The 11838-nt window shown below is 64.9% G+C and carries 8 protein-coding genes; 4 read left to right on the top strand and 4 right to left on the bottom strand.

Annotation, left to right across the window (positions count from 1 at the left end; all coding sequences use genetic code 11):
• Positions 1–3: 3 nt before the first annotated feature.
• The 3 genes from N825_RS40615 to N825_RS33225 all read left to right on the top strand — a co-directional run bounded on the left by N825_RS40615 (position 4) and on the right by N825_RS33225 (position 4634).
• Positions 4–324, top strand: coding sequence for a DDE-type integrase/transposase/recombinase (locus N825_RS40615; RefSeq protein WP_084165291.1), 321 nt, complete (start codon positions 4–6; stop codon positions 322–324).
• A 220-nt stretch (positions 325–544) separates the two neighbouring features.
• Complete coding sequence (locus N825_RS33220) at positions 545–3298, top strand: ATP-binding protein (protein ID WP_157619717.1); 2754 nt, start codon at positions 545–547, stop codon at positions 3296–3298.
• A gap of 22 nt (positions 3299–3320) precedes the next feature.
• Entirely contained in the window at positions 3321–4634 is a 1314-nt protein-coding gene (locus N825_RS33225) for an MFS transporter (RefSeq protein WP_051513946.1), read from the top strand.
• Between the two features lie 33 nt (positions 4635–4667).
• On the opposite strand, the gene N825_RS33230 is transcribed toward N825_RS33225, so the two are convergent.
• Complete coding sequence (locus N825_RS33230; RefSeq protein ID WP_037461198.1) at positions 4668–6308, bottom strand: acetolactate synthase large subunit; 1641 nt, start codon at positions 6306–6308, stop codon at positions 4668–4670.
• A 527-nt stretch (positions 6309–6835) separates the two neighbouring features.
• Here N825_RS33230 and N825_RS33235 point away from each other — a divergent pair.
• Positions 6836–7849, top strand: a complete 1014-nt coding sequence (locus N825_RS33235; RefSeq protein WP_037461199.1) for an aldo/keto reductase — start codon at positions 6836–6838, stop codon at positions 7847–7849.
• Between the two features lie 108 nt (positions 7850–7957).
• On the opposite strand, the gene paoC is transcribed toward N825_RS33235, so the two are convergent.
• Genes paoC through paoA form a run of 3 tightly spaced genes read right to left on the bottom strand, consistent with a single transcriptional unit; the run spans position 7958 to position 11770 of the window.
• Positions 7958–10174, bottom strand: a complete 2217-nt coding sequence (gene paoC / locus N825_RS33240; RefSeq protein WP_037461201.1) for an aldehyde oxidoreductase molybdenum-binding subunit PaoC — start codon at positions 10172–10174, stop codon at positions 7958–7960.
• A gap of 4 nt (positions 10175–10178) precedes the next feature.
• Positions 10179–11129, bottom strand: coding sequence for an FAD binding domain-containing protein (locus tag N825_RS33245; protein WP_037461203.1), 951 nt, complete (start codon positions 11127–11129; stop codon positions 10179–10181).
• A 2-nt stretch (positions 11130–11131) separates the two neighbouring features.
• Positions 11132–11770, bottom strand: a complete 639-nt coding sequence (gene paoA / locus N825_RS33250) for an aldehyde dehydrogenase iron-sulfur subunit PaoA (RefSeq protein WP_084165292.1) — start codon at positions 11768–11770, stop codon at positions 11132–11134.
• Positions 11771–11838: the final 68 nt, after the last annotated feature.

Consider the following 11838-nt stretch of genomic DNA (forward strand, 5'->3'; position numbering starts at 1 on the left):
ACTATCCCTTGCGGGCGCTCTCGGCAAGCTGCCCCGAGAGCTGACAGAACCGACGAGGTCTTCTGCGATGACCTCGAACATCGTACTTCAAAGTACTTAAACAACCATTTGGAGCAAGATCACCGAGCGGTGAAAGGACGCTACCAGCCAATGCGAGGCTTCCAGACCCATACCAGCGCCTTCCGCTTCTGCCGGGCTCATGACGAGGTGCGCGACTTCCTCCGACCGGCCACCCGGCGCAAGGAGCACGTGCCCGCGGCCCGGCGACGGGCGATCTATGTCCAGAGGGTCGCAGCCCTTCGCGATATGCTCGCCGTCGCCTGACGACGACACCGCTCACCAGGGCTGATCTGTGCCTCCGATCAGGATCTGGCGCGAGACCTGACGCAACCGTCCAGGTCGTATGCTTGCGCATGACTGGTCAATCAGGCATGTTTCACATCCTGTATCTTAAGCAGCGTCGGCGTTCGAAGAACGAGTCGCGCATTGCTGCCGTGGCAGGAAGTTTCGGCCAGCTCTTTGCAAAGCTAAGGGTTTGCAGGACATGGGATTACGAACCACCGAACCCGATGACAGCGCCTATGCATTCGGCTCGTTTCGGCTGTTCCCCAGCAGGCAGCTTCTGGTTCGTGACGGTGTGCCAGTTCGCATCGGGGCGAGAGCACTCGACATTTTGACGCTGCTTGCGCGCCGATCCGGTGAAATGGTCAGCAAGACGGACCTGATGCAGTTCGTTTGGCCGGATACTTTCGTCCATGAAAGCAATTTGAAGGTGAATGTTGCAGCACTCCGCCGCGTTCTCTCAGGAGCCGAGGCCGACGTTTCCTTTATCGCGACCGTTCCGGGCCGTGGCTACCGATTCGTCATGCCCGTCGGAATCGAACCGGTCACGCAGCCCGCTCCCATCTGGCCAGCCTGTCCGAATAACAGGACTCTGCCGAAAACGTCTCTCGTAATCGGCAGGTCGGATGAGATCGCCGCTCTCGCCACGTCGCTTATCAGCGCCCGGTGCGTCACCATCGCCGGTCCCGGCGGTGTTGGAAAGACGACTGTCGCCATCGCTGTCGCCCATCAGGTCACGGCGGAGTACAAGGATGGGATCTACTTCATCGACCTGTCGACGGTCGGCGACCCGCAATATGTGACCACGGCGATCGCGGCATCCGTGGGTGCCCGGCAAAGCTCCGACGATCCGCTTTCGGGGATCATTGATATCCTGCATGGCCGGCGTACGCTGCTGATACTCGACAATTGCGAGCATCTGCTGTCGACAGCCGCCGCAGCCGTCGATCGGCTCCTGGCCGCCCTGCCGGAAGTCACTGTTCTGGCGACCAGCCGCGAGCCGCTCAGGACGGAACCGGAACTCGTGCATTACCTGCCGACGCTCGATGTCCCGGATGAGAGCCGGGGTATAACCGCCCGGCAAGCCCTGGAATATCCAGCCATCCAGTTGTTCGTCACCCGCGCGGGCGAGCGGGGCGAGTACCGCCTGGAGGACGCCGACGCGCCGCTCGTAACGCTTATCTGCCAGCATCTGGACGGCATCGCCCTGGCGATCGAGCTGGCGGCAAGCAAGACGCTTGCCTTCGGCGTTCCGGCAATGCTGACCATGCTCGAGCAGAGATTCCGGCTGCTGAGCAATGGTCCGCGAGATGCGCCGCTGCGCCAGCAAACCCTCCAGGCCACGCTCGACTGGAGCTACCGGCTCCTCTCGGAGGATGAGGCGACGCTCCTCAGATTGCTCTCCATCTTCGCCGGCGTGTTTTATTTAAAGGACGCGGTTGCGATCTCGGAGGCTCTAGGCCCAGGCTCGCCGCGAGCGGTCGGCGTGCTCGAACGGCTGACGGCAAGGTCTCTCGTAGCGGTGGAGTATCACGACGGCACGCTCCGTTACCGGCTGCTCGAGAGCACGCGTGCCTATGCCGCCGAACGATTGGAGGCCATGGGCGAGCACGGTCAAGCCATAGGGCGCTATGCCCGGCACATTCTATCGATGTTCGAACAGGCTGACGTGGAATGGTCGTGGCGTGACAAGCACGTTTGGATGGCCGATTACGCGGGCAGAATCGACGACTTGCGAAAGGCCCTGTCCTGGGCGTTCGGCCCCGGCGGAGACAGGACCCTTGGCATCAGGCTGACCGCCGCCGCGATCCCCTTGTGGGACGAAATGTCGTCGGTCTGCGAGGCCCGCTCGCGGGTCGACACCGCTCTGCGTGCGGTTCAGGAGATCGGCGGCTGTCCGCCGGAACTCAAAATGAAGCTCACCGCTTCCCGCGCGTCGGGAATGAACTTCGCGCAGCACCTTGTGGCCGAGGCTGAAACAGCCTGGCTCGACTGCAACAGGCTGGGTGTCGAGGCGGGAAGCCTGGATTTCCAACTCAGGGGTTTGTGGGGGCTGGCGATATATCTCCTCTTCACCGGCCGTCCGCATGAGGCGATCAGCCGGCTCGACCAGTTCATGGAAATCGCGGAAGCTCACGCCGATTGGTCCGCGCTGCCCGAAGGCGAACGAACGCTGGCCATGGCGGAGATCTATGTCGGACGGCTCGACAGCGCCAGGCAAAGGCTGGAGAGGCTTGCCGCCAGTTACCGGAAACCCAGGGAGCGGGCGCGCGTCGCACGGTTCCAGTTGGACCGGGTCGTTGCGATCAACAACTCGTTCGCATTCCTCCTCTGGCTGACCGGTGAGCCGGACCGGGCAGCACAGGTCGCCCAAGAGGCGGTCGCACGGGCGGAAGCCATCGGGCACATTGTGTCACACTCCAACGCGCTGGCACTCGGCGCCCTGCCGATCGCCTTGTGGTCGGGGGATCTTCGCAGCGCGGCGAAATTCCAAGCCATGCTCGAGGAGAACGGCCGGCGGGAGGACATCGCGATCTGGGGACCCGTGAACCGCTTCTTCAAGAGCGCCTTGCGGGCCAAGCGGAGAGAAGCCGGCGGTGTCGCCGAGATGAAGGCAAGACTTGAAGAACTTGTCGCCGGGGGGTTCGTGCTGCGCGCTCCGATGTATTACAGCATGCTGGCCGAGGCTCACCTCTCCATCGGCGAGATCGACGAGGCAAGGACCGCACTGGCGGAGGCACGATCTCGAGTCCAAACGCAGGGGGAAAAATGGTGCTTGGCGGAGGTTATGCGCGTCGAAGGACTAGCTCACCTGCACGCGGGCAAACCCTATGAGGCGGAGCGGCTGCTGACGCGTGCGATCCGGGAAGCCCAAGAGATCGGTGCGGCGACTCTCAAGATGCGGGTGGCGCTTGTCCTCTCCGAATGCCGGCAAACGAGTGATCGCGTCACGTGACAACAGTCAACGGAATGGAACAGTGACGCCGCTTAACGATGTATCGCCGTCCCTTACCCGCTCCTGGGCGACGGTTCTGGTCCTGACCCTCGCCTACACGATTTCCTTCGTCGACCGGATGATCATCAGCTTGCTGGTCGAACCGATCAGGCTGGAGCTGGGTTTGAGCGACACCCAGTTGTCGCTGCTACAGGGATTGGCGTTCAGCATCTTCTATTCGGCCATGATGCTGCCGTTCGGCTGGCTGGCCGATAGCGCTTCCCGCAAGTGGATCGTCGCCGCCGCGTCGGCGGTCTGGTGTCTCTCGACGGCAGCCTGCGGGCTCGCGGGATCGTTCTGGCAGTTGTTTCTAGCCCGGATCGGCGTAGGCGCCGGGGAGGCGCCGCTGTCACCGGCCGCCGTTTCGATGATCGGCGACTGCTTTCCGCCCGAGAAGCGTTCCCTCCCGCTTGGAGTCTATGTCAGTGCAGCGTCGGCTGGCTCGGGTCTGGCTTTGATATGCGGCGGCGCCGTCATTCAGGTCGTAGCCCGCTCGCCGGTGGTCGAATTGCCGGTCTTCGGCGCGGTTCGCTCCTGGCAGGCTACCTTCATCATCGTCGGCCTGGGCGGGCTGATCGTACCGTTGCTCGCCGCGGCGCTCAGCGAGCCGAGACGCCGCGTCCCGGCCCCGACAACCGGGCTTCACGCCTCCGGTGTGACGCTGGTCCGCTGCCTCTCCGCTCATCGCCGCTTCTTCCTGTGTCAGTACACGGCCATAGCGCTTTACTGCGCCGTCGCCTTCGGCCTCCTGGCCTGGACTCCAGCCTTCTTCATGCGCCGGTTCGATTGGACGGCGGCCGAAACGGGCCTGAGGTTCGGATCGGGGATTCTGATAGCGGGCGGATCAGGCGCTATCGCCGGTGGTGCGCTCGCCTCCTGGGCACGTGGGAAAGGTCTGGCGACCGCCAACATCGACATTGCTCTTCCCGCAATGGTCCTGGTGGGTCCCCTGATGCTGGCGGGCTTTCAATCGCCGGATGCCGACGTCGCCCTGGTGCTGCTTGCCGTCGGCTGGGCCGCCTACACCGTGCCCAACGGCCTGATGATCGGGGCCATCCAGGACGTCACGCCGCCGCGCCTGCAAGGCCAGACCGCAGCACTGTACTATCTGGTCATCGGCGTCCTCGGTCTGACGATGGGGCCGCTGCTGGTGGCGCTGCTGACGGACTACGTGTTCCTGCGCCCGGAAGACGTCGGTATTTCGCTGTCCGTCCTCGCGGGACTGCTTGGACCGTTCTCCGCCTTCGTGATGTTCATGGGGCGGAGCGCGTTCACCGCAGCGGTCAGGACGGGTTGACCCGGGTCGTGATCCCTGCCTGGACCGGGATATCTATACCCCGTTCTGACCGCAGAGTTCGTCGACCAGCACGCGGAGGTTCTCCGAATAATCGACAGGCGTGCAGACGATCTGGACGCCTCCTTCGGCAAAGGCGGCCGCCAGGGCTGGCGCCAGACTGTCGGCGGCCTCGATGCGGACACCCTTGACGCCGAACGCCTTCGCGTAGGTGGCGAAATCGGGGTTGCCGAAGGTCATGCCGAAATCGGGGTAACCGTCGATGGCCTGCTCCCAGCGAACCATGCCGTATCCATTGTCCTGGAGGATGAGGACCACCAGATCGAGGCCGAGGCGGACCGCGGTCTCGATCTCCTGCGAGTTCATCATGAAGCCGCCATCGCCGCAGACGGCCAGCACCCGCCGTTCCGGGAAAATCAAGGCGGCCGTCATGGCGGACGGGAGGCCGGCGCCGACCGCGGCAAAGGCGTTGTCGAGAAGGAGAGTGTTCGCGGTCATGGTTCGATAGTTTCTGGCGAACCAGACCCTGAACATGCCGTTGTCGAGGCATACCATGCCGTCTTCGGGCATGACCTGCCGTACGTCATGGACGATCCGCTGGGGCGTGATCGGATACCGGCTCTCCTCCGCGCGGCTGGCGATACGGCCGAGGATGTCCTCGCGGAGACCGAGCAGAGCGCCGGCATTGGGAAGGCGGCCGTGGAGGCGGTCAGCCAGCGCCCCGAGGGTCGGTCCGATATCGCCGACCACCTCGACCTGTGGCTGGTAGGCATCGTCGAGCGTCGCCGGAAGATAGCCGATATGAAGGAGTCCAGGCCCCGCCGGTCCGACCAGAAATGGCGGCCTCTCGACCGGATCGTGCCCGATCGAGATGATGAGGTCGGCCCGATCGGCGGCCTTGTGTACATAGTCGCGGGACGAAAGGGCCGCCGTACCCATGTAGAGACCCGAACCGCCTGACACGGCCCCCTTGCCCATCTGCGTATCGAAGAAGGGAATGCGAAGCCGCCGGATGCAGTCGGACAAGGGTCCCGCCAGCTTCGGCCGGCTCGCCGCCGCGCCGATCATGATGAGCGGGCGTTCGGCCTTCATGATCAGGTCGGCGGCGCGGTCGATGGCCGATCTCGGCGCGACGGGCATGGCGACGGCATGGGGTGTCACCAGCGGAAGCCCAGGTTCAGCAGGCTGTGCGGAGATGTCCTCCGGCATCTCCAGGATCACCGGCCCCGGACGCTCCGTCTGCGCAATCCGAAAAGCCTCGCCGACGGTCGTCGGAATGGCCGGCGCGCTGACGATCCGGAACGCCGTTTTGGTCAGCGGCATTATCATCGAGACGGTGTCGCAGACTTCATAACGCCCCTGCCTCCGGCTAGGACTGTCCTTCTGACCGATGATCATGATCATGGGCATCGCGCCGAGAAGCGCGTACGCGGCCCCGGCAGCGAGATTCAAGGCCCCAGGACCTAATGTCGAAAGGCAGACGCCCGGCCTGCCGGTGAGCCGGCCGTGGGTCGCGGCCATGAAAGCCGCCGCCTGTTCATGCCGCGTGAGGATCAGCCGGATGCCCGACCGGCGCACCGCTTCGAGGAATTCGAGGATTTCTTCTCCCGGTACGCCGAATATTTCCCGAACGCCCTCGTTCTCCAACGCTGCCACCAACAATTGGGCGCCGATCATGGCTGGGCTCCCTCACATGAAAGGATCGCTCCCGAGCCCTTCACGATAGGCCGCTTCGGCTCTGCACCGGTGTTAAACGCGGTTATTTGAGGTGAATCCGCCGGTCAGAGTCGACGGGGCAACTCACGGCGTGATGGTCGGGCGCGAGAAGTTCGGGTCCGGAACGATTCACCGGTTTTGACCAAGCTTGACCGGCATGCCGAGCCCGGCGCGGTAGACTCAGGTGCCGCATCAAGCCCGCAGACCGTCGCTCACCGGCCGAATAGAACACAGCAGGAGGAAACCATGAGCATGGGGAAAGTCCTTGTCATCGGCTTGAGCGCCGTTCGGATCGCGGTGCGGGTTGGCATGGGCCACACCGGTCGATACCTTTATGTTCGATGAGGTGTACGGCGACGGCGCAGAGGTCTCGGCGCACCGCGCGACGCCGCATTTGCAGAACTATGCGTCGAAGATCGCCGATCTGGCCGATCGCACCGCGCTGGTGCTCGCCCCGGTCCGGGTCGCCTGCCTCAAGGGATTGAACCATGACACTGAAGGATGTGCTCGGCGGCCGGATCGGCTTCGGTGCGGCGCCGCTCGGCAATATGTTTCGCGACATTCCCGAAGCCGAAGCGCTCGGGACCGTGGATGCTGCCTGGAATTCCGGCATCCGTTACTTCGACAATGCACCCTTTTACGGTGCGGGGCTTGCGGAAATCCGAATGGGCCAGGCGCTCGCCGGGCGGCCGCGTGAGGAATACGTCATCAGCACCAAAGTCGGACGCATCATCCTCGATGAAATAGAAGATGTCAGCGCACGGGACCTGGGGGAGAAAGGCGAAGTCTTCAAGTATGGACGCCCCAACAGGATCGTGAACGACTACTCGGAGGAGGCGACGCTGCGTTCGCTCGAGGATAGTCTGAAGCGCTTGCAAACCGATCATGTCGAGATTGTCTGGGTCCATGATGTCGCGCAGGATTTTTACGGTGACGAATGGCTCGGCGTCTTTGAAAACGCGCGCAATGGAGCCTTCAAGGCGCTCGATCGCCTGCGCGACGAAGGTGTGATCAAGGCCTGGGGACTGGGCGTCAACCGGGTCGAACCGATCGAGCTGCTGCTGGCGCTCGATGGTCCGCGCCCTGACGGTTTTCTGCTCGCCGGCCGCTATACGCTTCTTGACCATGACCGCGCACTCCAGCGCGTGATGCCGATGGTCGCCGAACGCGGCCTCGGCATCGTCGTCGGCGGTCCTTACAGTTCGGGAGCCCTGGTCGGTGGCCCTCACTTCGAATACGCGCCCGCCACGCCCGCAATCCTGGACAAGGTCGCCCGGATCAAGGCTATCGCGGATCGCCACGGTATAAGCATGAAGGCGGCGGGCCTGCAATTCCCGCTTGCCAATCCTGCCGTTGCCGCAGTCATCCACGGCGCCAGCCGGCCTAGCCGGATCACCGAGGACAATGCAGCGCTGGAGGAAGCGGTGCCCACCGGCTTCTGGCGCGACCTGCGCGCGGCCGGTCTGGTCAACCCGGCGGCGCCACTGCCCGGTTTGGATTGATCAGCACGGGCCCAGTCCGGCCCAAGAACCGCCACGGTGCCGTCGCCCGTCCGCGACCTGCGGACTGAGCGGCGGCACCGCTGTCCGGCTGCAACGAGAGGCGCCGGCTCACGCGATCCGCGGCAGCTTCGCCAGATGCTTTTCGAGCGTGATCGGATAGTCGCGCACGCGGACGCCCGTCGCGTTGTAGACGGCATTGGCAACGGCCGCCGCGACGCCGCACAGGCCGATTTCGCCGATCCCCTTCGCCTTCATCGGCGAGGAGATTGCATCAGGGTGGTCGAGGAAGATTACGTCCTGGTGCGGAATGTCGGCGTGGACCGGCACCTCGTAGCCTCCAAGGTCGTGGTTGACGAAGCAGCCATGCCGCATGTCGATGGCGAGCGCCTCCATCAGTGCGGCGCCGACGCCCATCGTCATGGCGCCGATCACCTGGCTGCGCGCCGTCACCGGGTTCAGGACGCGGCCGGCATCGACCACCGCCAGCATCCGGCGGACGCGCACCTCCCCGGTGAAGCTGTCTACGCCAACCTCGGCGAACTGTGCCGCAAAGCTCGCCTGCACATATCTCTTGTCGAGATCGCCGAACCGGATGCCGTCCTCGCCCGTCAGCGGGCCGTCCTTCGCGGCTTCGGCCAGGGGGATGGAGCGGTTGCCCGACCTGACCTTTCCGTCGGCGAACTCCGCGTCTTCGGCATTGAGGCCGAGCCGTGCCGAGACCGCCCCGCGCAGTTTGAGGCATGCGGCGTAGAGACCGGACGTCGATGTGTTGGCACCCCATTGACCGCCGGAACCCGCCGATACCGGGGAGGCGGAATCGCCGAGTATGACCGTCACGGCCTCGACCGGCACCCCCATCATTTCCGCCGCCGTCTGCGCGAGGATCGTGTAGGCACCGGTGCCGATGTCGGTCATGTCGGTCTCGACCGTCAGCCGGCCGTCGCGGTCGAGCCGGATCCGCGCTGCCGATGGCATCAGGAGGTTGAGACGTAAACCCGCCGCCATCCCCATGCCGACGATCCACTTGCCGTCGCGTATAGCCCCCGGCGTGCCGTTGCGGCGGGACCAGCCGAACCGATCCGCGCCGGTCCTCAGGCACTCGACAAGATGCCGTTCCGAGAAGCGCCGCTGCGGGTCGCGAGGGTCCGTCTGCGTGTCGTTCAGGATGCGGAACTCGACGGGATCGATGCCGAGCTTCTCCGCCATCTCGTCCATCGCCATTTCGAGCGCCATCAGGCCCGGCGCCTCGCCCGGCGCCCGCATGTCGTTGGCCTCGCCGAGGTCGAGCGCCGCGAGCTTCAGGTAGATTTCCCGGTTGGGTGCGGCGTAGAGGAGCTTGGTCTGCCCGACCGCCGGCTCGGGCATGCCGCCTGGAAGATTGCCGCTGACACTGACGTGTCCAATCGTGGTCAGCCGCCCATCGGGCGCCGCGCCGAGCCGTATCCGCTGGATCGTCGCCGAACGGTGGGTGCCGTTGTTGATGATGAGGGGGCGCTGGAGCGTCACCTTCACCGGCTGGCCCACCGCCTTGGCACCCAGCGCCGCGAGCAGCGCGTCGGCTCTAAGGTAGAGCTTTCCACCGAAGCCGCCGCCGATGAACGGGGACTGGACGCGCACGTTCTCCGCCGGAATACCGAGAGTCTTGGCGAGACCGGCCTTCGCCCAGTTGATCATCTGGCTGGAGGTCCAGACCGTCAATTTGTCTCCGTTCCAGGCTGCGATGGAGGCGTGCGGCTCCATCATCGCGTGGGTCTCGCAGGGAGTGGTGTAGGTCTCGTCGAGCTTCACCGGAGCCGCAGCGAACGCGGCGTCGAAATCGCCCACGCGGTCGAAGATTTCGGCATCCTGGCCTTCGTTGGGGTCTGCCGAGGGTTTGGCGCCGGAAGCCTCCCCGGCGAGGTCGTATTTGCCCGGCGCCGCTTGATAATCGACCTTGACGAGGTGCGCCGCCGCACGTGCCTCCTCGAAAGTCTTCGCCACCACCAGCGCGACGGCCTGGTGGTAGTGCGCCACCTCGGCTCCACCGAACAGGTTAGCGGTTTGACGCTGCGGCGGCGCCGCCGGTTTGTACTCCAGCGTCGTGATCACGCCTATGACGCCGGAGGCCGCCTTCGCAGCACCGGTGTCGATCCGGACGATGCGGCCTTTGGCAATCGTGGCGCCGACAACGTAGCCGTAGGCCTGGTTCGGGATGACGTCGTGGCGCTCGTAGGCATAGGGCGCGGTGCCGGTGACCTTCAGCGGGCCGTCGATGCGCGTGACGGGACGGCCGACGATCTTAAGACGGTCGATCGGGTTTTGGCCGGAGGGTGTCGTGAAGTCCATGGCTTTATGCGCTCCCTTTCGCGATCACCAGCGCCAGCGTGCGTTCGGCGAGGAGAATCTTGAACGCGTTGTCTTCCCTTGGCTTGGCCTCCTTGAAGGCGGTAGACACGACGGCGGCCGGTCCGGCGGGAAGGACGGCTTCCGCCGCCTTGATCCGCCACGGCTTCGGCGCGACGCTGCCGAACGCGACGCGGCCTGTCCCGTCCTTGTTCAGGACAGCCGCGACCGAGACGATCGCGAATGCGTAAGACGCGCGGTCGCGGACCTTGTGGTAGTGATGCGTGCCGCCGAGCGGCGGCGGGAGCGTTACGGAGGTGATCAGCTCGCCGGGCTGGAGCGCGAACTCGGTTTCGGGGGTGTCGCCGGGTAGGCGGAAGAAGTCGGCGATCGCTATGGTGCGGGTCCGCCCGGCGGCGTCAATCGTTTCCACCATGGCGTCGAGGACGGTGAGTGCTACGGCCATATCGCCGGGGTTCTGGGCGATACAGCTTTCGCTCGTGCCGATAACCGCAAGCGAGCGCGAGATCCCGCCGAGCGCCGAGCAGCCGGAGCCGGGCACGCGCTTGTTGCACGGCAGATCGGTGTTGTAGAAATACGGGCAGCGGTTGCGCTGAAGCAGGTTACCTCCGACCGATGCCTTGTTGCGGATCTGACCGGTGGCGCCGGCCACGATCGCGCGGGAGAGGACGCCGTAGTCGCGCTTTACACGAGGATGGGACGCGAGTTCGGTGTTGGTGACGAGCGCCCCGATCCTGAGCCCGCCGTCCCCAGTGTCGTTGATCGTGGTGAGCGGAAGATCCCGGATGTCCACGAGATGGGTTGGGGTCTCGATCTGGAACTTCATCAGGTCGAGCAGGTTGGTGCCGCCGGCGATGAATTTGGCGCCCGGCGTGGCGGTGACCGCCGCGACGGCAGCGGCCGGGCTGTCCGCTTTCTCGTAGGTGAAGGGAATCATCGTCAGGCTCCCGCGACTTCGGTTATCGCTGCGGCGATGTTCGAATAGGCGCCGCAGCGGCATATGTTGCCGCTCATCCGCTCGCGCAGTTCGGGATTGGAGAGCCTCATCGGTGCCGCGAGGTCCTCGGTGACGTGGCTCGGGACTCCCTTCTCGATTTCCTTGAGCACGGCTACCGCCGAGCAGATCTGGCCTGGGGTGCAATAGCCGCACTGAAAGCCGTCATGCTTTATGAAAGCGGCCTGCATCGGGTGCAAGGCGTCCGGGGTGCCGATCCCCTCGACGGTCGTGACCTTGTCGCCCTCGTGCATGACGGCGAGACTGAGGCAGGCGTTGATGCGCGTGCCGTTCACCAGCACCGTGCAGGCGCCGCAGTGACCATGATCGCAACCCTTCTTGGTGCCGGTCAGCCGCAGGTGCTCCCGGAGCGTGTCAAGCAGGCTCGTGCGGGGATCGAGCGTCACCGACCGCGGGCTGCCGTTGACCTCCATGGTGACCTTCATCATCGGGACGGCGGCGTGCGGCGGCGTGCCGCCGGCGGCGTGCGCAGGGCCGAGGAACGGTGTCGCTACGATCACGGACGATGCTGCGGCCCCCACGACGAACTCGCGGCGGGATAGCTCCCAATCGGGAGTGTTCATGATTTGCCTCCCCTGTAACGGATTTTTCGTGCCTCTGCTGCCCCATGCGCCGCCGATCGGCGCACACG

This window comes from Skermanella stibiiresistens SB22 (genome assembly GCF_000576635.1).
Taxonomy (GTDB): Bacteria; Pseudomonadota; Alphaproteobacteria; order Azospirillales; family Azospirillaceae; genus Skermanella; species Skermanella stibiiresistens.

Excerpts from the sequence above, each read along its gene's own strand:
- N825_RS33220 (WP_157619717.1), top strand. The coding sequence starts at position 545 with ATGGGATTACGAACCACCGAACCCGATGACAGCGCCTATGCATTCGGC.
- N825_RS33230 (WP_037461198.1), bottom strand. The coding sequence starts at position 6,308 with ATGATCGGCGCCCAATTGTTGGTGGCAGCGTTGGAGAACGAGGGCGTT.
- N825_RS33235 (WP_037461199.1), top strand. The coding sequence starts at position 6,836 with ATGACACTGAAGGATGTGCTCGGCGGCCGGATCGGCTTCGGTGCGGCG.
- paoC (WP_037461201.1), bottom strand. The coding sequence starts at position 10,174 with ATGGACTTCACGACACCCTCCGGCCAAAACCCGATCGACCGTCTTAAG.
- N825_RS33245 (WP_037461203.1), bottom strand. The coding sequence starts at position 11,129 with ATGATTCCCTTCACCTACGAGAAAGCGGACAGCCCGGCCGCTGCCGTC.
- paoA (WP_084165292.1), bottom strand. The coding sequence starts at position 11,770 with ATGAACACTCCCGATTGGGAGCTATCCCGCCGCGAGTTCGTCGTGGGG.